This window comes from Myroides sp. ZB35 (genome assembly GCF_001865835.1).
Taxonomy (GTDB): Bacteria; Bacteroidota; Bacteroidia; order Flavobacteriales; family Flavobacteriaceae; genus Flavobacterium; species Flavobacterium odoratimimum.
Window position 1 is genome coordinate 2426343 of sequence record NZ_CP017769.1, and the last position, 26174, is coordinate 2452516.

At 34.1% G+C, this 26174-nt stretch carries 18 protein-coding genes and 1 other RNA gene; 13 read left to right on the forward strand and 6 right to left on the reverse strand.

The window, feature by feature from the left end:
- From ffs to BK054_RS10975, 7 genes are all read left to right on the forward strand, one after another.
- An RNA gene (gene ffs, locus BK054_RS10945) (signal recognition particle sRNA small type) lies at positions 1-99 on the forward strand.
- A gap of 121 nt (positions 100-220) precedes the next feature.
- Complete coding sequence (locus BK054_RS10950; RefSeq protein WP_071307255.1) at positions 221-5299, forward strand: translocation/assembly module TamB; 5079 nt, start codon at positions 221-223, stop codon at positions 5297-5299.
- Positions 5280-7589: a BamA/TamA family outer membrane protein gene (locus tag BK054_RS10955; protein WP_058699448.1), complete on the forward strand. Its 2310-nt coding sequence runs from the start codon at positions 5280-5282 to the stop codon at positions 7587-7589. Before BK054_RS10950 ends, BK054_RS10955 begins: the two co-directional genes overlap by 20 nt.
- Positions 7590-8002: 413 nt before the next feature.
- Positions 8003-9412, forward strand: a complete 1410-nt coding sequence (locus BK054_RS10960; RefSeq protein ID WP_006256744.1) for a sigma-54-dependent transcriptional regulator — start codon at positions 8003-8005, stop codon at positions 9410-9412.
- Between the two features lie 137 nt (positions 9413-9549).
- Positions 9550-9882: a hypothetical protein gene (locus BK054_RS10965; protein WP_006256743.1), complete on the forward strand. Its 333-nt coding sequence runs from the start codon at positions 9550-9552 to the stop codon at positions 9880-9882.
- Between the two features lie 180 nt (positions 9883-10062).
- Positions 10063-11718 (forward strand): fatty acid--CoA ligase, encoded by a 1656-nt coding sequence (locus BK054_RS10970; protein WP_058699449.1) that lies wholly within the window; start codon positions 10063-10065, stop codon positions 11716-11718.
- A gap of 59 nt (positions 11719-11777) precedes the next feature.
- Positions 11778-14726, forward strand: a complete 2949-nt coding sequence (locus BK054_RS10975; protein WP_058699450.1) for a prolyl oligopeptidase family serine peptidase — start codon at positions 11778-11780, stop codon at positions 14724-14726.
- A 160-nt stretch (positions 14727-14886) separates the two neighbouring features.
- On the opposite strand, the gene BK054_RS10980 is transcribed toward BK054_RS10975, so the two are convergent.
- A complete protein-coding gene (locus BK054_RS10980) occupies positions 14887-16296 on the reverse strand; it encodes a glycosyltransferase (protein WP_006256740.1) in 1410 nt (469 codons plus the stop codon).
- 397 nt (positions 16297-16693) lie between these two features.
- On the opposite strand from BK054_RS10980, the gene BK054_RS10985 reads away from it, so the two are divergent.
- Complete coding sequence (locus BK054_RS10985) at positions 16694-18898, forward strand: alpha/beta hydrolase family protein (protein ID WP_058699451.1); 2205 nt, start codon at positions 16694-16696, stop codon at positions 18896-18898.
- A 46-nt stretch (positions 18899-18944) separates the two neighbouring features.
- Here BK054_RS10985 and BK054_RS10990 read toward each other — a convergent pair whose 3' ends face one another.
- Positions 18945-20315 (reverse strand): Gfo/Idh/MocA family protein, encoded by a 1371-nt coding sequence (locus BK054_RS10990; RefSeq protein ID WP_006260833.1) that lies wholly within the window; start codon positions 20313-20315, stop codon positions 18945-18947.
- Between the two features lie 190 nt (positions 20316-20505).
- On the opposite strand from BK054_RS10990, the gene BK054_RS10995 reads away from it, so the two are divergent.
- Entirely contained in the window at positions 20506-21051 is a 546-nt protein-coding gene (locus tag BK054_RS10995; RefSeq protein ID WP_006260834.1) for a GNAT family N-acetyltransferase, read from the forward strand.
- Between the two features lie 228 nt (positions 21052-21279).
- Here BK054_RS10995 and BK054_RS11000 read toward each other — a convergent pair whose 3' ends face one another.
- Together BK054_RS11000 and BK054_RS11005 are read right to left on the reverse strand one after the other, a co-directional pair.
- Entirely contained in the window at positions 21280-21516 is a 237-nt protein-coding gene (locus tag BK054_RS11000) for a hypothetical protein (protein WP_006266669.1), read from the reverse strand.
- A 3-nt stretch (positions 21517-21519) separates the two neighbouring features.
- Positions 21520-22668, reverse strand: coding sequence for a class I SAM-dependent RNA methyltransferase (locus tag BK054_RS11005; RefSeq protein ID WP_006260835.1), 1149 nt, complete (start codon positions 22666-22668; stop codon positions 21520-21522).
- Positions 22669-22894: 226 nt separating this feature from the next.
- Between BK054_RS11005 and BK054_RS11010 the strand changes: the two genes are divergently transcribed.
- Both BK054_RS11010 and BK054_RS11015 read left to right on the forward strand, forming a co-directional pair.
- Complete coding sequence (locus tag BK054_RS11010) at positions 22895-23626, forward strand: class I SAM-dependent methyltransferase (protein WP_006256733.1); 732 nt, start codon at positions 22895-22897, stop codon at positions 23624-23626.
- Positions 23627-23630: 4 nt separating this feature from the next.
- The gene (locus BK054_RS11015; protein ID WP_058699452.1) at positions 23631-24359 is read left to right on the forward strand and encodes a ZIP family metal transporter; all 729 of its coding nucleotides are present in this window, start codon (positions 23631-23633) and stop codon (positions 24357-24359) included.
- 175 nt (positions 24360-24534) lie between these two features.
- Here the strand turns inward: BK054_RS11015 and BK054_RS11020 are convergent, their stop codons facing one another.
- Positions 24535-24822, reverse strand: a complete 288-nt coding sequence (locus BK054_RS11020) for a DUF1778 domain-containing protein (protein WP_006263155.1) — start codon at positions 24820-24822, stop codon at positions 24535-24537.
- Between the two features lie 142 nt (positions 24823-24964).
- Here BK054_RS11020 and BK054_RS11025 point away from each other — a divergent pair, with 142 nt between their 5' ends.
- Positions 24965-25201 (forward strand): hypothetical protein, encoded by a 237-nt coding sequence (locus BK054_RS11025; protein ID WP_058699453.1) that lies wholly within the window; start codon positions 24965-24967, stop codon positions 25199-25201.
- Positions 25202-25204: 3 nt separating this feature from the next.
- A complete protein-coding gene (locus BK054_RS11030; RefSeq protein ID WP_006260838.1) occupies positions 25205-25486 on the forward strand; it encodes a type II toxin-antitoxin system YafQ family toxin in 282 nt (93 codons plus the stop codon).
- A gap of 46 nt (positions 25487-25532) precedes the next feature.
- Here the strand turns inward: BK054_RS11030 and BK054_RS11035 are convergent, their stop codons facing one another.
- Entirely contained in the window at positions 25533-26174 is a 642-nt protein-coding gene (locus BK054_RS11035) for a hypothetical protein (RefSeq protein WP_058699454.1), read from the reverse strand.

A 26174-nucleotide genomic window follows, 5' to 3' on the forward strand; every position in this document is an offset into this window, starting at 1 on the left:
TGGCAAGTCCTACACGACCAGCTCCCTCTTAATCCTCCAGGGTGGGAACGCAGCAAAGGTCCGAGGTTGTAGCGGTGCGATGTAGGTAGCTTGCCATTTTTTTCTTAATTGTAGATCTCCGTGTTGGAGATTTTTTTTTGCCCTAAAGTTTTTTCCTTTTCCTTTGAATATCATTGTTGGAGAGGTACGATTTTTGTTATTTTTGTATAAAAAATTTGTTTTGAAGAAGATAACAATTAAAATAGGTAAGGTACTGGGCTGGTTCTTACTTAGTTTATTTCTAATATTACTACTTCTTATCGTTGCGATACAGATACCTGCTGTCCAGAATAAGGTGAAGGATTTTGCAATCACCTTTGTACAGGATAAGATAGGTACCCCTGTGTCCTTAGATAGGATAGAGATTGCCTTTCCAAAAAAAATAGTAGTTAAGAACCTTTATGTTGAGTCTCAACAGAAGGATACTTTGTTATATACTAATTATCTAGGTGTAGATATTAGCTTATTTGCCCTCCTGAAGAGCTCTGTCAATGTCAATAGTGTTCAGTTAGATGGACTAAAGACAGATGTTAAACGCGATAGTCTAGGACGCTTTAACTTTGATTATATCATCGAAGCCTTCGCTTCAGAGGAAGAGGAGGATAAAGAGGACAGTAGCTCTATGGCTATAGATGTAGGTGAGATAAGCCTTAGCGATATCCAGGTGAAGTATAATGATGATTATGATGGTCATCACGTCTCATTTGGGTTAAAGAGATTTATTACGCGTTTTAAACAATTTGATTTAGAGCAGATGAAATTTGCTATTCCTAAGATTGCGATCGCAGGAATAGACTTAAATTATAAAAAAGAATTGCCTTCTCAGGCTTCTATTGAGGCAGCACAGTTAGTGGTAGAGCCGATAGAGGAAGAGTCAAATACTTCTGTGATGCCTATAGTAGATTTAGGTACTATAGAGTGGACAGATAGTAATATCGTTTTTGAGGATAAGGAGAGCAAGTTATATGCTAATCTTGCATTAGGAGCTTTTAAAACTACATTTGAGCAAATTGATTTAAAGAATCAACAGATTGATTTAAAAGAGATCCGTCTAGATGATACTAAGGCTGTTGTTCATTTATTTCCTACAACGATTAAGGCAACACCACCCGTAATAGAAGAGGAGACTGCTCCTGTAGTGGATGAATCTGCTCCATGGAAGCTAGGGATAAAGGAGTTTGCCCTTAACTCTATTGATGTCAAGTTTGACAACGATAACGTTAAGGCATTGACCTTTGGGTTAGACCCTAACCATATTGCATTTACAGATATTAACTTTGATTTAAAAGATTTTCAGTTTTCGCCTAATGTGATCAGAGGAAACTTAGAAGGGTTTTCTTTTAAAGAAAAGAGTGGATTGCAATTAGATAAGTTCAAAACTTATTTTCTATACGGGGATCAAACTACTTTCATTAAAGACTTTATTTTAGAAACCCCTAACTCTAAGTTTGACGCTAATGTAACATTGAATTATAAAGATGTGAATAAGTTGTCAGAGCATTTAGAGGATACTTCTGTGGATGTATTGATCAAAGATTCTCATCTAGGATTAAGAGATGTATATCTAGCTATGCCTACTGTTTTTGAAGAAGCAGGATTAACAAGTTTAACGAATAAAGATTTAGCGGTAGATATTAAAGCAAAAGGTATAGTAGGCGATTTGTCTATCGAACAGTTTTTACTAACTGGATTACAATCTACAACGATCAATGTGGTTGGAAATGTAAAAGGAGCAACTACTCCTGAAAAAGCGATAGTAGATTTAAAACTGAATAAATTTCAGACTTCTGCTAAGGATATCTTTAGTATCGCTCCAAAAGGCGTGTTGCCAACGAATATAGAGATTCCTTCGCACTTATCACTATCAGGTAATGTAAAGGGAGGGATGAAGGCGATACAGTCTCAATTAGCCCTTAAAACGACTTCAGGTAATGCAGATGTAAAAGCGTTCTTCGATCAACGCATAAAAGGAAAAGAGAAGTATTCTTTAATAGCCAATATCAATGAACTAAAATTAGGTCAAATCTTAAAGAATGACTCTATTGGTACACTATCGATGTCTGCTTCTGTAAGTGGGATAGGGCTAGACCCAAAGAATATAAACGCAAAAGGAAATATCAATGTTTTAAAAGCAGAGTATAGCGGGTATAGTTATAACAATATTGAAGTAGATGGAGCCATTGAGGATGGGAAATATACTGTTCATTCTATTAACAATGATCCTAATCTAAACTTTGCATTAGATGCTAGTGGGCTGTGGACAGATAAGGGAATTAGCTTAGACTTATTGGCTGATTTTAAAAATATTGATTTATATAAATTAAGTATAGAAGAAGCTCCGGCTAGTTTTAAAGGAACGATAGAAGGGAAACTAGCTAATATTATGCCTGATGATCTGGATGGTACAGTGTCTTTAAAAGGACTGTCCTATATGTCTGCTTCTAGGGCATATAATCTACAACCAATAGAGATCGTTGCGACGAGTAAGGATACTCATAGATCATTAGGACTGACTTCTGAACTAATAGACTTCAATATGCAAGGAGAGTATAAAATCACTCAACTAGCAGATGAATTAATGAAGACAATAGATGTCTATTATGCAATAGAAGAGCCTAAAAAAGAAATTGCTACAAAGACTGTAACTGAACAAAATGGAGCAGAGGAAAAGGAGCAAGATAAAAACTACTTTACGTATAAACTCTTGGTTAAGGAGAGTTCGGTTATTCACTCTGTGGTACCTAATCTAAAAGAATTAAAACCAATAGAGGTGTCAGGTAAGTATGATGCGAGTACTGATTATATCAGTTTAAAAGGCTTGATACCCTTAGTAATCTACGGAGAAAATGAGATTAATAATATTGCCTTAGAATTAAAACCTGTCAATGAAGTATTAACTTATGGGCTGTCTGTAGAAAGAGTGGCGAATGCTAGTGTGGCGCTTAGAAGAGTATCATTAGAAGGGGGAATAAAAGATAATACGATTAGTTATAATCTGAGCTTAAAGGATAAATTAGATGCTGTGTGTTATCTTATCGCTGGAGATGTTCGTGCTGAGGATGGAGATATGATAGCAAGATTATATCCAGATGGTTTTATACTAGATTATCAAAAGTGGGTAGTCAAACCAGAGAATAGATTTGTATTAAAACCGGAAGGGTTTTATGTGAAGGACTTTAAATTATCACATGAGGATAGTGCTTTAGTTATTGAGTCTAAGGATGAAGTAGCCAATAGTCCAATGAGAATATTGTTTAATGATTTTAGTATTGAGATGTTGACTAAGATGGTTAAGAAAGATGTTCTGTTGGCTAGTGGATTTATTGACGGTGAGGTGTATTTAAAAGATTTAGCTACAGACTTTAGATTTATATCAGATATTGACATTTCTAAGTTACAGGTGATGGAGATAGGGTTAGGTGACTTACATGTCGGAGTGAAGAATGAGAGTGCGAGTAAGTTTATAACTGATATTACTTTACAAGGAGGTGAGAATAAGATATCTATAGACGGATGGGCTGATGCTGATACTCAGGAGATGGATATGAATGTGAACTTGGCTAAGTTCCAAATGGCAGCGATAGAGTATTTTGCAAAAGACCAGTTGTCTAAGGCAGAAGGCTTTTTCTCAGGTAATCTAAAAATAGGCGGCAAGTTTACAGATCCTAAAATATTAGGAGCTATGAACTTTAATGATGTTGGATTCCATGTGAATGATTTAAATGCTGATTTTAGAAAGATTAACGAAAAGATTTCTTTTACAAACAGAGGGATAGAATTAGATAAGTTTAGTATCACAGATACAGATGGAAATCTATTAGTGGTAGATGGTCAGGTACTTACTAAGTCATATCAAGATTTTGCTTTTAATCTGAGTATTAAGGCAGTTGATTTTAAAGCAGTGAACTCTACATCTAAAGATAATGAGATGTATTATGGTAAATTGGTTTTTGACAGTGATATAAAGATCAAAGGAGATTTAAACAAGCCTGTTGTTACTGGAGGTATTGAGATAGGTAAGAAAACCGATTTCTCATTTGTATTACCACAAGAAGATCCTAGTATAGCAGATAGAGAAGGTATTGTGGAGTTCGTAGATCAGCACAGCTTACAATTGGCTGAAATGCAGAAGTATGAAGAGGATTTTAACAACTCAGCGTTGAAAGGACTAGATGTTTCTGTTTCGATTAAAGTAGATAAAGAGGCTAGTTTTACGATGATTATGGATAAGTCAAGTGGAGATAAAATTATCTTAAAAGGAGAAGCAGATTTAGTTGGAGGGATTGATCCGTCTGGTAAAGTAACATTGTCTGGAAGATATGAGTTCTCTCAAGGTTCTTATGATTTGTCATTTAACATGATGAAGAGAAAATTCGAAATTCAGAAAGGAAGTTATATTATCTGGGCAGGTGATCCTACAGACGCTAACCTTCACTTAACGGCAATCTATGAGACGAAGACAGCTCCAATAGATCTATTAGGAAATCAGCTAAGCAGTCTATCTCCTACACAACAAAATATGTATAAGCAGAAGATACCATTCCAAGCATTATTAAAGATGGAAGGCGAATTACTGAAGCCTGAAATATCTTTTGATGTACAGTTAAAAGAAGGAATTACAAGTGTATCTGGAGATGTGCTAAGCAATACAAAGACGAAGTTAGAACAGTTAAGACAGAATGAGTCTGAACTAAATAAGCAAGTATTTGCGTTGTTGTTATTAAATAGGTTTATCGGTGAGAATCCATTTGAGAGTAGCGCAGGAGGAATGAGTGCAGGGTCTATGGCTAGACAGAGTGTGAGTAGATTACTATCAGATCAATTGAATAACTTAGCAGGTAACTTAATCGCAGGTGTAGAACTTAACTTTAACTTAGAATCATCAGAAGATTATTCTTCAGGAAGTAAAGAGAATAGAACAGATTTAAATGTAGCAGTGTCAAAACGCTTATTCTCTGATCGACTAAAAGTAACAGTAGGAAGTAGTTTCGAAGTAGAAGGAAATGCCCGTCAGAATGAACAGGCAGCTAACATAGCAGGAGATATTGAATTAGAATATGCCTTGTCAAAAGATGGTAGATACTTAATGAAAGTGTATAGAAAGAACCGCTATGAAGTAGCTCTTCAAGGACAAATCGTAGAGACAGGAGTCGGGTTTATAATAACGATGAGTTATGAGAGATTCCGCGAATTATTTGAACGTAGTAAAGATAAAAGACAATTAAAAAAGCAATTAAGAGATGAAGCTAAAGCAGAGTAAAATATATAATGGATTAGCGGGATGTCTTGGACTATTATTTATATTCTCATGTAACACAACTCGTCATTTGGCAGAAGATGAGTATCTGTATTCTGGAGGAAAAATAGTGATTAACAGTGATTCATTATCTAAGTCTCAAAAGTCTGAGATGAATGATGAACTCCATGGTTTGCTACGTCCTATTCCTAATGCGACACTGTTAGGTATGCATCCTAAATTGTTTTTTTATAACCTAGCAGGGGATCCAGAAAAAAGTAATAAAGTGCGTCGATGGATGCGAAACAAGTTAGGTGAACCACCTGTATTATTCGATCAAGTAGATATGGAGAACAATAAGGCTATTCTATCTAATCGATTAGAGAATCAAGGGTACTTCAATGTAGATGTGACTTATGATACACTTCAACCAAGTGATAAGAGGAAAGGGGCAGAGTATACGGTAATCCCTGGTGAGCAATATAAAATACGTGAGTTTACCTTTGCAAAAGATTCTACAGGTATCAAGCAAGAGCTATCTAAAGCGATGCCTTATACAAGATTAAAAAAAGGAAGAGCTTATGACTTAGATGTTATTAAAGATGAACGTACTAGATTTGATAATTATTTAAAAAATAAAGGGTATTATTACTTCAGTGCAGATAACTTATTAGTGCAGGTAGATAGTAGTGTAGGACATCATCAGGTCGACTTAGCTTTAAAGATTAAAGAGAATACACCTAAGTTAGCATTAGAGCCTTATACGATAGATAATATTTATATATTTTCTGATTATGTGCTGTCTGATACGAACTATATGCAGGCTCTTGACTCAGCACAAGTATATAAAGATTTTAAAATAGTAGATCCTAAAGGAAAGTTTAAATCGTCTATTTACGATAGAGCGATTCACTTAAAACATGGAGATACCTATAACAGAAATGATCATAACTTATCTTTAAATAGGTTAGTGAGTTTAGGTGTTTTTAAGTTTGTGAAGAATCAGTTCGAGATATCAGATAGTTTAAATCATAAATTAAACGCTTATTACTTCTTAACTCCTGATAATCCTAAGGCTATTAGACTTGAGTTGTTAGGGAAGATGAACTCAGCTAGTTATAATGGAGCAGAGTTAAACTTGAACTGGAGCAATAAGAACTTTATGAAAGGAGCTGAGGTGTTCTCTGTGTCTGCTTATGGTGGGGCAGATTTCCAAATGTCATCGGCTAATAATGGGTATAATGTATATAAGGTAGGTCTTGAAACTAGTCTGACTTGGCCTAAGATTATATCTCCATTTAATCTACAATCGACTAGTGCTTATATCCCTAAGACACGTGCTATTCTTGGGGGAGAATATTTGGAACGTAGCCAATTGTATTCATTGCAGTCTTTTAAAGCTTCTTGGGGATATCTCTGGAAAGAGAGTGCTTTTAGAGAGCATGATTTGAAAGTATTTGATATTAACTATGTAAAACCTGGGCATGTCACAGATTACTATAAGGAGTATGCAGCTGGTAATCCGTCGCTGGAGAGAGTATTAGATAAGCAGCTGACCTTTGGTCCTACTTATACCTATACTTATACAAATACTAGTAAGAAATTTAAAAAAGGGACAATATACTATCGTGGAGGATTAGATCTGTCTGCTAATATCACAGGATTATTAATGGGGGCTAATGTGGATAAGGATAAGGAAAAAAGTTTGATAGGTGTTCCATTTAGTCAATATATAAAAACAGAACACGACTTTAGACATTACCTAAGACTAAGTAAAACTTCACAGTTAGTGAGTAGAATACACGCAGGTATAGGGATAGCTTATGGAAATTCTAAACAAATGCCTTATACAAAGCAGTTTTATGTAGGAGGGTCAAATAGTATTAGAGCGTTTAGAGCACGTACTTTAGGACCAGGTTCATTCAATCCAGAGATTAACAATGCTAAATTTATGCCAGATCAATCGGGAGATATGTTGTTAGAAATGAACTTAGAGTACCGAAAAAAACTATTTAGTATTGTACATGGTGCATTGTTTGTTGATGCTGGGAATATCTGGAATCTAAACGATGTATCAGATCGACCTGGAGGTAAGTTCAGTGGTGACTTTTTAAATGAGTTAGCAATTGGAGCAGGAGCAGGATTGCGATTTGATGTTACATTCTTAGTTCTTCGTTTTGATTTTGCATTTCCATTGCGCGTACCATATCATGCATCAGGTGAACGCTGGGTAATAGATGATATCAATTTTGGAAGTAGTAGATGGCGAAAAGATAACCTAATGTTTAACTTCGCTATTGGGTATCCTTTCTAATATGTGTGGAAACAATACACAAAAAACTCCCCATCTTTTCCTATTGTGGAAAGTTGGGGAGTTTTTTTTTAATTCGCATAATGTGTTGAATATAAAATAGATATATGAATAGGTCTTATGCCTATTAGGTTTGGCATGGTTTTGTATATATACTATTACAGTAAGGTGTTATAAAAAAAGTAAAGAAGTTGAAAAACTTCCTGCTTTTGAAAAAGAAAATTTAAGTGTTTATTTAAAAGTTATGTTATCGAGAGATAACAAGTTAGATCGTTAGTAAGGTGAAGAAGAGAAATCTTCAGGTGAACAGGGAGCTTAGGCTCCCTTTTGCTGTTTATATAGGTTAATTTTATATCGTAATTGGGAATGAATAATAAAAAGTATAAATTTGCAAGAAGCACATAAAAAATAAAAATATGAGTCACAAGATTCTGGTTATAGATGATGATGTTCCTTTCTGCGAAATGCTAAAAACTTTTTTATCTAAAAAAGGGTATATAGTTTCGAATGCATTTAGTAGTACAGAAGCAGAACAGTGTATTGATGAAGAGTGCTATGATATTGTCCTTACAGATGTTAGACTACCTGATAGTAATGGTTTAGAATTACTTAAATATATAAAATCAAAATGTAGAACTTCACAAGTTATTTTAATGACAGGATATACTGAAATTAAAACAGCTGTGAATGCAATGAAGTTAGGAGCATTCGATTATGTAGCAAAGCCAATAAACCCAGATGAGATACTGTTGACAATCAAACAAGCTCTCGAAAGAAAAGCAAGTGTGGAAAGTGGTGAGCCTTTAAAATCAAAAACTAAATCTACTGTAGTAAAAGATGTAGAGAATGCAGAAGAGCAAGTGGAAGAGGTAGAGTATGTAAGAGGCGAAAGTAATGTGTCTAAACAATTACATGAATACATTGATCTAGTAGCACCTACTAATATGTCTGTTTTGATTATAGGTGATAGTGGTACAGGTAAAGAAAATATAGCACATTCTATTCACTTAAAAAGCAAGCGTAAGGATAAACCATATATTGCAGTAGATTGTGGTGCAATCCCTAAGGATTTGGCTTCTAGTGAGTTTTTTGGACACATTAAGGGATCTTTTACAGGAGCTGTTACGGATAAGGTAGGGCACTTTGAGGCTGCTAATGGAGGAACTATATTCCTAGATGAGGTAGGTAACTTATCTTATGAGGTACAGGTGCAACTATTAAGAGCGCTTCAAGAACGCAAAGTAAAACCTGTGGGAAGTAGTAATGAAATAGATGTAGATATTAGAGTTATTGCTGCAACTAATGAGGATTTGCCAAAGGCTGTAAGAGAAGGAGAATTTAGAGAAGATTTATATCATCGCTTAAATGAGTTTGGTATTGTAGCTCCTAGATTAGCGGATAGAGGTGCAGATATATTGATGTTTGCGATGCATTTCTTAAACGAGTCTAATATTGAACTTGAGAAAAAAGTAAAGAAATTCTCTTCTGAGGTAGAGTGTATCTTTTTAACTTATGATTGGCCAGGAAACTTAAGAGAGATGAAGAATATCATTAAAAGATCAGTTCTCTTGACTCGTGGAGAGATCATAGAAAAAGATGTACTACCACAAGAGATTCTCGTGCCAAAATCAGAAGCGATTAAAGCTAGTGTAAGTAGTGAAACTGCAGAGGATGATCTCAAGTTATTCTCTTCTAGAAATGAAGAACAAGCTATTCGTACTGCATTAGAAAAAGTTAAGTTTAATAAAACTAAGGCTGCACAGGTATTGGGAATCGATAGAAAAACATTGTACAATAAAATGAAATTGTATAATATTGAATTATAAAATTTAAAGGTGTTGAAGATAATTCAACACTTTTTTTATTCAATGATAGGGTTAATATAAAGTAGAGATATGCTTAAAGTTTAAGTATATCTCTACTTTTCTTTTTACCTTTGCTTTAAATAAGAGAAGTATAGAATATGGATATAAAAACGCTAATACATCATAATTTAGATGAGTTATTTTATTTAGCTGATAAAAAGGAAATTCTAAATACAGACTTGGTCGTGAAGATTGGAGCTTATGTAGGAGCTGCTGTATTAAGAGGGAGATATGCAGATCAGAAAGAAGTTACTTTAGAAGAGGTAAACGGAGTGTTTGGTATTATAGGAGATTTTTGTAAAGAGAGTTTTGGAGGAAGAAGTTTCTCTAAAACACATTTTAAAAAGATGACAACCTTATCTCTTGAATTAATTCAAGAAACAACGTTTGATGCTGATGTTGAAGAATTCATTGCATCACTGAGAAGCTAAGAGAGATCTATGATATAATTTTAAAAGCCTGAGGATAGAAATGTTCACAGGCTTTTTTTATGTTTAGTTTCCAGGTTAGGATAATCTATTTTTATTATCATATAAGATTCGTAATTGATTGGTAGGGTGAGTTTTGAAACTTTTTACTATATTGTAGTAAACCAACTAAAAAACAATCAAATGAAAATAAAAACAATAGAATCAGCAAGTAATGCTCATGCCTATCAACTATTGATAAAAGACTTGCTAGAGAATTCACTTCGTGTGAATCCTAAACATGAAATCGTTTATAAGAACCAAGAGCGCTTTGATTATTATGAACTGTATAGTAGAGTGAAGCAGTTGTGTAATGTATATCGAGAATTAGGGTTAGAAGGAGGTAGTGTGGTAGGAGTAATCGATTATGACAGCCATCGCTATTTAATGAATTATTTTGCTGTTCCTATTTCAGGGAATGTATTGCATACAATTAATTGGCGTTTAACTCCAGAACAAATGCTCTATACCATTAATCATGCTGAGGATGAGGTATTAGTTGTGCATGAGGATTTTGTACCAATAGTAGAGTCGATCAAGGATAAAATGACTACTGTAAAGCAGATTATTATTATTCGCGATCACACTAATGAAGTTAAGACGGTTTTAGATATAAAAGGATACTTTGATGACTTAGTTGCTTCTTCTTCGAAAGGGTATAGTTTTCCTGATTTTTCTGAGGAAGCAGTAGCTACTTTATTCTATACAACAGGTACAACAGGTGACCCTAAAGCAGTATATTTCACTCATCGTCAGTTAGTGCTACATACGATGGTAGAGATGAGTGTGTTATCTCTGATGAATGAAGGGTTTAAAATTACCTCAAAAGATGTGTATTTACCTTTAACGCCAATGTTCCATGTGCATGCTTGGGGGCTTCCTTATGTAGCGACAGCATTAAGTTTAAAACAAGTGTATGTTGGTAGATTTGAACCACAGAGTTTCTTAGAAATCTTTAGAAAAGAGAAACCTACGATATCACATTGTGTACCTACGATATTAAATATGTTATTGACGAGCCCTGCTGCTAGTGATATTGATTTTTCAAATTGGAGTGTATTAATAGGGGGATCGGCATTGAGTAAGCCATTAGCAAGAAGAGCTATGGAAAGAGGTATATCAGTAGTAACAGGGTATGGAATGTCCGAAACCTGTCCATTATTAACGACTTCTTATTTATCTTTAGAGACTATTCAAAATAATCTAGAGTCTCAATTAGAGATTAGAACAAGGACGGGGAGAGCTGCATTACTAGTGGATTTAAAAGTAATAGATGAGGATGGAGTAGAAGTGCCTAAAGATGGTAAAACATTAGGAGAAATCGTAGTAAGAGCTCCTTATCTTACCATGGGATATTATAAAGATAAAAAGAAGAGTGAGGAACTGTGGGACGGAGGGTATTTGCATACAGGCGATATAGCTTGGATTGATGAGAATAATGATGTGAAAATAGTAGATCGTTCTAAAGATGTGATTAAAACAGGAGGTGAATGGATGTCTTCACTCGCTTTAGAAGAGATGATAAGTAGTTATCCAGGTGTGGTAGATGCCGCAGTCATTGGAATTCCTGATGATAAATGGGGTGAACGCCCTTTCGCATTAGTTGTAGCAAAAGTGGGAGTTGAGATTGTGGAGAAAGACTTAGTAGAGCATATGCAAAAGTATGTTGATAAGCAAGTTATCAATAAATGGGCTATCCCTGATCGCTTTGTATTTGTAGATGATATACCTAAAACAAGTGTAGGTAAAATCAGTAAGAAACGTATAAGAGAATTACATGAGTTAAACCAATTAAGATAGTTGTTTGGTCAAGTACGAAATTTGCGGTAACTTCCAAGCCGTAAATTAACTAACGTAATATGAAATTAACACCAACAACAAAACCTACAAAAAGATCTAATCCTAGTTATTTCTGGAAACAGTTAGGGTTAGGTCTTTTTGTTTTGGGGAGCTTGACTACCCAAGCACAAAAAAAGCCTTTAGACCATTCTGTTTATGATGGGTGGCAATCTATTGGAACAAAAACTTTTTCTAATAATGGAGACTGGATTTTATATCAAGTGAATCCACAAGAAGGAGACAAAACTCTTTATATAGAGACAACAAAAAAAACTAAAAAACTTGTAGTTCCAAGAGGGGAAAAACCTGTATTTACAGGAACATCTAACTTCTCTGTTTTTTCTATTCGACCTACTTACGCTGATTTAAAGGCAGTAAGAACGAAGAAGAAAAAAGAGGATGAGATAGCAAAAGATTCTTTAGGAATATATAATTTAAAGACAGGAGCTTTAGTAAAGAAATCAGATATTAAGTCTTTTAAAGTACCAGAAAAGAAAGGAGATTACCTAGCATATTTATTAGAGCCAGCTAAAGATACTGCAAAGTCAAAAGACAAAAAGGAGGTAAAGAAACCTGCTAAAAAAGCAGACAAAGACACTCCTTTAGAATTGGTATTTGAGAACTTAGTAACAGGAGAGAAAATTTCTTATGAGAATGTAACAGACTATTACTTTGATGATCTAGGACAATATTTGGTTTTTGTTACAAAGGATCCTAATGCAAAGAAAAAGGACGATAAAAAAGACGAGACTAAGACTGAGAAAACTAAGGAGGTAGCAGATACAAAAGAAGAAACTGCTAAAGAAGAGAAAGCAAAAGGACCTTTCGGAGTATTTGTAGTTGATTTGAAAACAAAAGCAGTCAAAACAATCTTAGAAGGTACAGGTAAGTATTCTCAGTTCTCTTTTGATGAGAATGGTAAGCAATTAGTGTTTATTGGAACGAATGATGAGGAGAAAGTATTAGTAAAGAAATATGACTTATACTATACTGATCTTGTAACAGGCGCTACAGTATTAGCATCTAATACAACTAAAGGAATGCCTAAAGATTGGGTTGTTTCAGAAAATAACAAACCTCGTTTTAGTAAGAATGGAGGAAGATTGTATTTAGGTATTGCACCAAAACCTATTGCTAAAGACACTACACTTATAGCAGAAGATCATGCAGTAGTAGATATTTGGCATTATAATGAAGACTATATTCAACCTCAACAATTGGTGAATCTAGATAAGGACTTAAAGAGAAGTTTTTTAGCTACTATTAACCTTAAAGATAGGAGTAAACTTATTGCTTTAGCTGATGAAAAAATCAATGGAAGCCAATTAGTAGACGAAGGAAATGCTAATATTGTGTTTAATTCTTCAGACTTTGGACGAAGAGTAGAAAGACAGTGGAATATCTCAGGAGTTTCTTCTTACTACATTGTAGATGTAAATACAGGTAAAGAAGTAGAGGTAGTTGCTGACTTACCAGGTTCAGCTCGTATATCACCAAAAGGGACTGCTGTGGTATACTATAACAGTGAAGAAGGTAATTGGTATGCTTATGATGTGAAATCAAATATTACAAAACATTTAAATAAAGGTTTAACTGTATCTTTTGCAGATGAGACTTTTGATATGCCTGACAATGCTTCTTCTTATGGGATCCAAGCATGGACAGATAACGACGAGTCTGTTTTAATTAGAGACCGTTTTGATATTTGGGAATTTTATTTGAATAGTAATAAAGCTCCTAGAATGGTTACTAATGGATATGGACGTAAGAATAATATTGCTTTTGATGTATTAAAGTTAGATGATGAAAAGCGTTCATTCAACAGAAATGAACAAGTAATCTTAGCAGCATTCAATGAACAAACAAAAGATGCAGGATTCTTTACTACAGAAATAAAAAGTACAAAAGCACCTAAAGAAATATTAATGCAACCATATAGTGGTTATAGTTCTTTGTTTAAAGCGAAGGATGCTAATGTATATGGTTATTTAAAAGGTTCTTTTACAGAGTCAATGAATCTTTATGTTACTAATGATTTAGTATCCGCTACTCAATTAAGTGATATTAATCAACAACAAAAAGAGTACAATTGGGGTACTGCAGAGTTAGTACATTGGACTACGCCTAAAGGGTATGAGTCAACAGGAGTGTTATTCAAACCTGAAGATTTTGATGCAAATAAAAAGTATCCAATGATTGTATACTTCTATGAGAAGTTATCTGATAACTTGCATCGATATGAAGCTCCAGCACCAACACCATCTCGTTTAAATATTTCATATTTTGTAAGTAATGGTTATTTAGTGTTTACTCCAGATGTTAGTTATGTAGATGGACATCCAGGTAAGTCAGCAGAAGAATATATCAATTCAGGAGTAGAGTATTTAAAACAAAATAAATGGGTTAATGCTGATAAAATTGCTATCCAAGGACAAAGTTGGGGAGGATACCAAGTTGCTCATTTAATTACAGTAACAGATATGTACGCAGCTGCATGGTCAGGAGCTCCAGTAGCGAATATGACATCAGCTTATGGAGGGATCCGTTGGCAAAGTGGTATGAGCCGCCAATTTCAATACGAAAAAACACAAAGTAGAATAGGAAAAACACTTTGGGAAGGACATGACTTATATATTGAAAACTCACCATTATTTAGAATGCCATATGTAAAAACACCAGTGGTGATTATGCATAATGATAACGATGGGGCAGTGCCATGGTATCAAGGTATCGAAATGTTTATGGCATTAAGACGTTTAGGAAAACCAGCGTGGATGTTAAACTATAATGGAGATGAGCACAACTTGATGAAACGTCAAAATAGAAAAGATATTCAAGTACGTCAACAACAATTCTTCGATTACTACCTAAAAGATGGTAAAGCACCAGTTTGGATGGTAAAAGGAGTTCCTGCTACAATGAAAGGAAAAGATTGGGGATTTGACCTAACAGAAGATCAAGTGAAATAATCTAAAATAGATAAGAACAAAAGAACGGCTATTCTTCACAGAGTAGCCGTTCTTTATTTATGCTAATTTCCCTTAGATGAAAGAAATGAATAGAGTAAAACGAAAAAAGACAGCGAAGTGCATGCTGTCTTTTTTACTTAAATCAATATATTCAACTACTCTATTTTTGTGCAGGTAATGTTCTTGTTAACCAACCTCTTTTGTTAGCGGTAGCGATAGCGTAAGGAGTAATCCAGAATAGAGTAAACGTATAGAATATACTATATGGATACGCCCAGAAAGACTCTGCTACGCTATATCTTTTCGAGTAGAAAAATACTTGAATACTCGAGAAGATAAAAATACTTACTAAAGCAGAAGTGATAAACACTAATGGTTTAGTCGCTATGAAGAATAACATTAAGATTAATAAAGGATAAGCCATTAGTACTCTTAACCATTGGTTTAGCAATAAAATTCTTGGACCTATTGTCGATCCCTCTCTAAACTTCTTAAAAGCAAATTTACTCATAGCAATGTTTTCTCTCACATTACTTCTTTCCCAACGAATAAACATCTTGTATAATGTTCTATACTCTTCAGGAGTATTTGTTAATACATAAGCATTACGTTGGAATAGTACGTGATATCCTTGTTTTAGAATCATATTTGTCATGGCTCTATCTTCACCGATATCAGAAGGTTGTCCCATGAAAGTTTGGTTGATCCAATCTTCTAAACAGTTCATTACAGCTTCTCTTCGATATGCTGCTAATGCTCCTGGGGTACATAGTACTGATCCTAAAGCACTCTGAGCAGAACGAATGAATTCAAAACTGAATACAAAACTTACATTTAGCATTTTAGGAATAACTCCATCCTCTGTATTTAGTACTCTTACATTTCCTCCTACAGCACCACATTTCTCATTGTACACGAATGGGCTAACTAAGTTTCTAAGTGTATCTTTTTTTACAATAGAATCACTATCTACTGTGATATAAACCTCTCCTGTACCTATATTAAAACCTCTGTATAGCGCGTGTCTTTTTCCTTGGTTTTTAGGTTGTTGTAAGATAGATACTCTTTCTCCTAATTCTGCTTTAGCTTTCAACATCCAGTTCCATGTATCATCTTTACTACCATCATCTATAGAAATAATCTCTAATTTCTCTACTGGATAATCACCATTTGCTAAACTAAGTAGGGTATCATATACTAAACGTCCTTCATTATAAGCAGGAACTATAACAGTACATGTTGGTAATTCTTCATCACTTAATGAAGCAACAGGTTTATATCTAAAATAAAGATATACTATATAAAGTAAGAAGCTCATTTGTAAAACAAATAGAACAAGTCCAAAGTTAATTACAGTAGAACCCCAAAATGATTTTAATTGTTCGAAACGTATTCTCTCGAAGTATGGTTGTAATTTGTAAATTAAAAATAATCCTACCCCCATTAGTAAAAAGGTACCTCCTAAAACGATATAATCAGTTGTAGATAATGATTTTGTCTTTAAAGGTTTTCCTTCTTGTTTGTCTAAAGGAATTGATTGTGGCGTATTAATCGTTTTGTCGTTTTGCATAACCTTATCTTTTAATATTGTTATACTATTTGCGTGTTTGTTTTATAATTTATTTTTTAGTGTTTGTATTTGAGAATATATCTCATTATAAAAGTTTTATTAACCAAATAGTCACTTAAGTACCTTCAATAGTTGTGCCATCGCTGTTTTAGACAGTTTGGACCTCTTTTTAACAAAATAAATGACACATAGTGTAGATAGTTGGGGAATGAAGTGAGGTCATTATACTCTCTTTTGCTGTAGAATAGTATTTATTAGTACTCTTGTGGAATAGTACATTTACACATTTTAGTACCTATACTTAATTGATAAAGTAGATTAGAAAGAATATTTAAAACAGTATTTTTGTAAAGCTACTTGTTAGAAAAGGAGTGCAAATAGAAAAGAAAATAGGATTATGAAAGAAATTATAGGAGATTATAAAGCAGTCTTAGACTTAGGAGAAATGAAAGTAGATCTAGTATTGCATATAGAAGATATAGATAAAGTTACTTTAGACTTACCTAGTCAAGGAGCGATGGGAATCGAAGCTACCAATATAGCTTTTAAAGAAGCCAACTTAAGTTTTTCTGTCGCAGCTATGGGAATGAGCTTTGCAGGGGCGTATATAGAAAACAAAATAGAAGGAAAGATGAGTCAAATGGAACAAGAACTACCTGTTGTTTTTGAAAAGACAGTAATTACTCTACCAGGAAATCCTTCGTTAGTATCTACAGAAGAAGAATTATTGGCCTTAGCTAATAAAGAACAAGGGGAGTATAAGTATAAGGTAGAAGATTACTTTCAACGTCCTACATCATCTGGATTTCAACTCTCACCTAATGGGAAGTATTTATCTTATAGAGAAAAAGATGAGAAGAATAAACGCCATGTGTATGTAAAAGAGATTGAGACAGGTAATATCATCCGTGTAATAGAAGAAGGAGAAGAGTTGGTAAGAGGGTATGGATGGATTAATGATGACCGACTAGCGTATGTAATGGATAATGGAGGAGATGAGAACTACCATATATATGCTGTGAATGTAGATGGTAGTAATAACATAGATCTAACCCCATTTGATAAGGTACAAGCAGGTATTCTGAATATGCTTAAAGAGCAAAAAGATTATATCATTATCACAATGAATCTTGAAAATGCTCAAATATTTGAACCTTATAAGATTAATATCAATACAGGTGAATACGTGAAGCTATTTACGAATGATGACCCATCTAATCCTGTATCTGATTATGATTTTGATAAAGATGGTAATCTTAGAGGGTATTCTAAGATGTATAATGGTATACAGACACAGTATTTTTATAAAGCAGAAGGAGAAACAACTTACCAATTATTTCATACTATAAATTGGTCTGATACCTTCTCTCTTATGGCATTTAACTATGCGTCTACAGATAAAGATGAAGCTTATGTTTTGACTAATTTAGATTCTGATAAGCAACGCATTGTACTGTATAACTTTAGAACAAAGTCTGTAGTTAAAGAAGTATATGCTAATGCAGAGTATGATGCTTCTATTATTGGACTTTCTCGTAATAGAAATTGGGAGATAGACTACTTAGGGTACGAAGGCGAAAAAGTTGTGATAGAACCAGTAAGTGAGACTTTTAAAAAGATTAGTGCTGATTTAGACAGACACTTTGGAGAATATGAGTATTCTATAGCAGCTAAGACAGAAAAAGAAGACCGTTATTTGATCATAGTACAGAGTGATAAGCTTTATGGTAAGTATTATAATTATGATAAAGATACAGGTGATGTTACTCTGCTTTACGATCTAATGCCTCAATTAAAAGAAGAGGATATGGCAGAGATGTTACCTATCTCGTTTATGAGTCGTGATGGGATTAAACTACATGGATATATTACATTACCTAAATCTGCTAAAGAAGGAAATAAAGTCCCTTTAATTGTGAATCCACATGGAGGACCACAAGGTATTAGAGATAGTTGGGGCTTTAACCCAGAAACAGAGTTATTCGCAAGTAGAGGATATGCAACATTACAAGTGAACTTCCGTATATCAGGAGGTTATGGGAAAGAGTTCTTTACATCAGGTTTTAAACAAATCGGACGGAAAGTAATGGACGATGTAGAAGATGGAGTACAATACGTTATCGAACAAGGATGGGTAGATGCTTCTAAGATTGCTATTTATGGTGCTAGCCATGGAGGATATGCTACACTGATGGGATTAGTGAAGACTCCAGAGCTGTATACTTGTGGAGTAGATTATGTTGGTGTATCTAGTATATTCACATTCTTTGAATCATTCCCAGAATATTGGAAGCCTTATAAAGACATGGTTAAAGAGATATGGTATGATTTAGATAATGAAGAAGAAAGAGAGATTGCTCGTGAAGTGTCTCCTGTCTATCAATTACATAAAATCAACAAACCTCTTTTCGTTGTTCAAGGAGCGAATGACCCAAGGGTAAAAATAGCAGAGTCTGATCAAATTGTGGAAGCATTAAGAGCGCGTGGTTTTGAAGTACCTTATATGGTAAAATATGATGAAGGGCATGGCTTTGCAAAAGAGGAGAACAGTATTGCTTTTTATAAATGTATGATGGGCTTTATCTCAGAGCACTTAAAATAAAGAACAAAAAAATCCCTGTTATACATAACAGGGATTTTTTTATCTATTAATATTCACTATTAGAACCGAATACTGTCTTTCTATTCACATATTTACCTCTCGTAAAGTCAGGCATCTCTTGTACCTGACCATGTGCTGCTATAGACTTCTCACTTAGAGGAGTCACTGCATACCAAGTAGCCAAGTCATAAATGTCAAATGGAAACTCTATATTTCTTTTGATACTTTCCACAAAGGCATTGATCATAAAGTAATCCATACCACCATGACCAGCACCTACAGCTTTAGCCTCATTGTTTTTCCACAGCGGATGGTCATATTGCTCTAAGTAGTCTTTAGAGTTAGCCCATTGATGAGAATGATCCATCTCTTTTTCGAAGTAGATAAATCCTTTGTCTAATCCGCCAGAGCTAATCTCTTGCCAGATACCATCAGTACCTTGTACTTTAAAACCTAAATTATATGGGCGTTGTAGAGAAGTATCATGAGTCAATACCATTGTCTCTCCATTCTCACATTTAAGTGTTGTAGTAACGATGTCTCCTTGTTTAAAGTTTACTTTTGCATTAGGGTGATCTTGACCGCCATTCTCTACGATGTACTGATGTAATCCCCTTGCTTTAGAAGCCATAGAAGTTAGGTGAGTGATTCTATTCCCTCTATTGACATTAAACATAGCTGCTAGAGGACCTACACCATGCGTAGGGTATAGTTCCCCATTTCTAGTGACATAGTGATCTGTTCTCCATTTCGCTTCACTAAATCCTTTCTCACCAAATTCTACACCTCCACCATAAGGTTGTACCCCATCGTTAAATAAGACATTTCTAAGGTCGTGTTGATATCCACCAGTACCGTGGATTAATTCCCCAAACTTACCTTTCTTTACCATATTGAAGACAGCCATGATATCACGGCGGTAACACACATTCTCTAACATCATCAGAGGTACCTTTGTCTCTTCATACACATTTACATAATTCCAACATTCCTCTAGCGTCATGGCTCCACATACTTCCATACCCACTATCTTGCCTGCACGCATAGCTTCTGTCCCTTGTCTTTCATGCCATTCCCAAGGAGAGGAGATAATAACAGCATCTATATCATTGCGTTTTAGAAGATTTTGGTAGTCATAATCTCCTTTGTCATATACGATAGGTTGTTTTTTATTGTGTTTATCTACGATTTTTTGAGCGCGTTTGATCATTCTGTCATCAGGATCAGCCATTGCGATCACTTCTACATCGTCTCTTTTTAGTAATTCATCTAAGTGCACTTGCCCTCTTAGTCCTACAGCGATCATTCCGATACGCACTTTTTTAGTGTTGCTTGAGAAGCTAAATAAAGAAGAAGGTACGATTAATGCACCTATACCAGCCATACTGGTATTTTGAAGAAAAGCTCTTCTATTCATAATAGTTATAGTTAATAGGTTAGAACTCAAAAATAGAAGATAAGAAGGGGAATAAAAAGTAAAACAGTTAATTATTTCTCAAAATGTACTTTAGAGCTAGTTTGAGTAAGAGAACTTATGTCAACGGTGTTTGTATAAAGTAACTATGATAGTCTAAAGTAAAATGTGGTACTTTGTAAAAAAGCAAAAGATGAAAATAATCAGAGAAATGCCTATTGTGAAAAGCGATAGACTAGTTTTAAGAGAATTAAGAAGAAGTGATGCTCCACAAGTATTTGAATACTTTTCTAAAGATGAAGTAACAGAATACTATGATCTAGCAACGTTTACGACTGTAGAACAAGCAGAAGAACTGATTCAGATATGGAATGATAGAACGATAAATGGACAAGGTCTTCGATGGGCTATAACTTTAAAGGGAAATGATGAACTAATAGGAACATGCGGATTTCATAGTTTATCACTAGAGAACAGTAGAGCAGAGATAGGATATGAAGTAACTCCTGCCTATTGGGGGAAAGGAATAGCTAGTGAAGCTGTAGCCTTAATGTTAGAGTTTGGCTTCACTACATTAGATTTGCATCGTATAGAAGCTTTTATTGATCCTGCGCATGATGCTTCTCGTCGTGTATTACAGAAAAACGGAATGAAAACAGAAGGCGTACTACGAGATTACTTTTTTGAGAAGGGAAGATATGTAGATGCTGAGTTACTATCTATATTGACTGATAAATAGCTAGTTATAATTTTTTAGAAAATAAAAAAGCCAATTGTTCATGATTAGATGATCAATTGGCTTTTTAGTATTTAAATTTTTAAAGGGATATGTGACAAATGTAGGGCATTTATAACTAGTATAAAAGCCAAAAATTGTCTTTTTTATAAGATAAAGTTCTTTTATGGATAATAGAGCTTATCTATGTAATCAAAGGGTAAAAACAAAGCCTTTTGTGCTTTTGTTCTTTTATTTGTTTAAAATTTTCACACCTTTTAAGAATATCCAACGCATACATATTTTATCTCCTTTATCAGTTTTGAATACTTTAAACTGAGGAGCTAAGATTGTAGCAGTTACAGCACTTGTCAGTGGTAACCAAAAACCACTTAATGCTGTAAAAGTAGTGAATGCTAAACGACATAAAATGAATAGTACAGCAAAACTCAGAAACTGTAAGATGATGGTTTTAGTAGATACACTCATGGTTTAATCATTTTTATTAATATATTTTCCTTTTTTACTTCCTTCGTATAGTTCATATTTTACTAAACGAGCTTCTAGTTTTCCATTGTATAGTTTTATCTTTCTAGAAGGTCTTAATCCTACGAATTTTAAGGCTTCTACATTACCTGTGATAAACCAAGCTTCTGTGCCAGGGTATCCTTGTTTTAATGTATCACCTACTTCTCTGTAGAAGCGTTCTAGATCTATGTCTAGACGTTCTCCATAAGGAGGGTTAAACACCATGTGTAGTGGGCCTTCAGTTTCCTTTTGAGTATCGAAGAAGTTCGCAGTTTTTATCTCGATATATTCGTCTAAGTTAGCATTTCTTACGTTATCTATCGCTTTTAATACTGCAGAAGGTGCCTTATCGTATCCTTTTATTGTATAATGGAACTCGCGTATTCTTTTTAATAGCGACTCTTGTACCTTGTCAAAAAGCTCTGCATCCCAATCATTCCATCTTTCAAAAGCAAACTCTTTTCTATTGATATTTGCAGGGATATTACAAGCGATCATAGCCGCTTCTGTTAAGATTGTACCAGAACCACACATTGGATCCATAAAATCACTTCTACCATCCCATCCTGACATTAATAACATTCCTGCTGCTAACACTTCATTGATAGGAGCGATATTAGTAGCTGTTCTATATCCACGGTGGTGTAGAGAGGCTCCTGACGAATCTAGAGATATTGTACACAGGTCTTTTTGTAAGTGGACGTTAATTCTTAAGTCCGGATAATCTTTATCTATACTTGGGCGTACTCCACTTTTATTTCTAAACTGATCTACGATAGCATCCTTTGCTTTTAACGCAACGAATTGAGAGTTGTTAAAGTTATCAGAGAATACTGTAGCGTCTATTACGAAGGACTGATTAGCTGATAGATACTCACTCCAGTCAATACTTTGAACACCTTTATATAAGTTTGCTTCATTATATACTGCAAAAGTAGCAATAGGTTTTAGGATTTTTAAAGCTGTACGCAGAGATAGATTGGCTTTATACATAAAACCTTTATCTCCTTTAAAACTTACCATTCTAGTACCCTGTTGTACATTTAATGCACCTAATAATTGTAATTCTTTTGCTAGTACTTCTTCAAAACCGAAGAAGGTCTTAGCCACCATTTTAAAATTTTCCATCTTTCTTCTTATATAAGGAATAATTGACTATTCTGCTTTAAACCAATATACTACGTCTGATAAAAACAGTATAATTTACTGCGTTTTTTTCATTATTTCAAGACTATTTTAGTTAGTTATAAAATCCTGATATGTCTGTGATATATGCTAGGTTTAATCCGCAAAAATAAAGTAAATTTGCAGGCTAATTAAAAAGTTTTAAAATAAAAGTATGTCAAAAGAGAACAAAGCTTGGTATAAGTCGTGGTTTGACACCCCTTATTACCATACTTTATACAAAGATAGGGATTACGAAGAAGCACAAGTGTTAATTGATAATTTAACTCATTATTTAAATTTAGAAGAAGGGGCAAAAGTGTTAGATTTAGCTTGTGGCAAAGGAAGACATTCTATATATTTAAATTCTTTAGGTTACGATGTTACTGGGGTAGATCTGTCGCCTAATAGTATAGAAGAGGCTAGCAAGTATGCTACAGATACACTTCATTTTGAAGTACGTGATATGAGAGAGCCTTCTACAGAGAAGTATGATGCTATCTTTAATTTATTTACTAGTTTCGGATATTTTCCTGATCCAGCTGATAATATGCGTACATTAGATGCTATTCATCAGAGTGTAAATGAATACGGATTAGCAGTAATCGACTTTATGAATGTAGATAAAGTTATCGCTAATCTAGTACCTTCTGAAGTTAAAACAGTAGACGGAATTGACTTCCATATTACTAGAAAATACGAAGACGGGTTTATTATCAAAGAGATTGTCTTTGATGCAGATGGAGAACACCATGAATACGAAGAACGTGTTAAGGCGTTAAGACTAGAGGACTTTGAAGCGATGATGAATGAGAAAGAAATCTACCTTTTAGATGTTTTTGGTGATTATAAGTTGCGCAAGTTTTATAAAAAAGAATCAGATCGATTAATTATGATTTTCAAATAAGCCGATGGTTTATATTATACCTTTATTATCAGTTATTGTAGGGTATTTAATAGCAGTGCTATTACAGCCCAAAAACAAAAAGAATTTAAAATTGCTAATGGCCTTTAGTGGATCATTTCTGTTAGCATTGACAGTTACCCATTTGTTACCTGATGTGTATGCAGCTAGTGAAGCCGCATCATTAGCAGAGCATGCGGGACATAGTCATGATCACGGACACGACCACAGTTCTGGTAATATTGGTTTCTTTATTATGATCGGGATTGTCTTCCAGATTATATTAGAGTTTTTCTCTAAAGGGGCAGAGCATGGGCATGTCCATACCCATGACAAATTAGACAAGGTACCTTGGCTTTTATTTATCAGCTTGTGTATCCATGCCTTATTTGAGGGAATGCCAGTGAGTCAGCACGAAGAGTTAGCATGGGGTATAGCGATACATCACTTGCCGATAGCAGTGATATTAACTGCCTTTTTTATTAATGCAAATATGAATAAGAAGGTAGTGCTTTTCTTTATGGTTGTTTTCTCTCTGATGACACCATTAGGAACATTGGTATCTAGTAATGTAGAGTTCTTGACTCAGTATTACGCTGAGATATCTGCTATAGTAGTAGGTGTTTTATTCCATATCTCATCGACTATTATCTTTGAGAGTAACGAAGGACATTCATTTAATATCAATAAGCTTATAGCTATAATATTAGGAGTAGTAGCTGCTTATTTTATATAAGTAGAATTATAATAATATGAGGAAGACGATTCGAAAGAGTCGTCTTTTTTATTATAGTTAGTTGAGCGTAAGATCTAAGATTAACTTTTTTTAAATAAAATGTCTAGAGTTTTCATAGAGATAAACATTTTAATACTGTCAAATCCCTTTCTACAGTATTCTTTCTGTACTAATACTACCCTTTATTTATGATAGCATTATACTCTTTAAAAGCCATTATTAATCGAATAGAAGGTTCCTGTATCGTATAGATAGCGTCAATAAAAACTTCAGCATCTCGTTCAGAAGCAATTATTACCTCATTATTCTTACTATTTTCCTCTTCTTTTTCTTTTACAACTTTGAGAATGAAATCTGTCAAACATTGGTAGCCACCAAGTACAATATCAGTTTCCACTAAAGCTTGTTGTTCTAAAGGTGGAAGCTTATTAAGGATTATATTGTTTTTGTGTATAATATTCATTTTTAGTGTATTATTTTTTTTACAAAGGTATAGAATCGAAATAAAATAGTATTCTTTTTTTCTTACGGAGGTATTTTATACGTGTTATAATATGATAAGAATTGTATATATTTGTAATACAAATAAATACAAAGATATACTTATGAGTACAAAGAAACCTAAAAAAGCTGGCTCTTTTCGATTAGATCCAGGTCTATATAATCATATAGAAGAATTAGCAAGAAAGAATAATCGTAGTTTTAATAATCTATTAGAAACACTATTGATTAAAGCAACTAATTATCATGAGCCTAATCAGGATAGTATAAATGCTATGAATGAAACTAATTTAGAAACTATTAGCAAAGAAGAGTTTCACGATTTTATTGATAAAATGTAGTGTATGTATCAACTGCAACTTACATCTCAGTTTAAAAAAGATCTTAAGAAAATTAAGAACAATAAGAAACGCTTGAAGAAAGTACTTGATCTTATTGACTTATTGATAGAAGGAGGTGTAGGTAATGTTCCAATTGAAATGAGGCCACATAAATTAATTGGTAATTGGAATGGGCGCTTAGAGTGTCACATCGAATCAGATTATTTAATTATCTGGTTTGAAGAGAAAAATCCAAATATTATCAGATTAGAACGTGTAGGGTCACATTCAGAATTATTTGAATAGTTCTGTTAATATAGGTAGGAAAGATAAAGTATCGATATATACTGTACTAAGTCATTATTTTTCTAACTAAATGAAGTCCACCTGTGCTATACGCTATATCTATTGGTACGATAGTATTATCTAAGAAGAACTCCCCTTTATTGTATTGGACTATTCTCTCATCAAGGAGGAGTAGATGGTCATTGCCTTCAGTGAGTACATCTAAGTTATGCTCAGTAAGAGGTACACGTTCTATATAATCTATATTGCCGTATGTAGAGAGTTGAGGTATAGAGATTAGTTGTTCATTGAGATAGGTAGTATATTTCGTAGCTCCTCCTGGAAAACCAGACCAAGGAAGTGCTTTTCCGATCTCAAATTCTATATTAGTCAAGTCACCTTTAAATAGAAAGAGTTTCTCTTCTAGATCTAAAAATGGGAGTGGTAATGATTTCTTTTCAAATACTTCTTCAGCTTCCCAAAAGTGTACTAACCTATGAGCCCAGTCTACATTGTCATAGTCTTCGGCTAGTAAATCCTCTTCCCAATAGTGCATATACAGTTGTCCTGTTCTGAGTGGGAGTGTAGACTGCTTGAGTGCCTTTTTTTGTTCCTCTGATAGGTCAATATAGACAGTAGGTACTGTTGATACATTCGTAGAGGAGGGTTTGTTTTCTTTTTTTCCAAATAGCTTTGATAGAAATCCCAT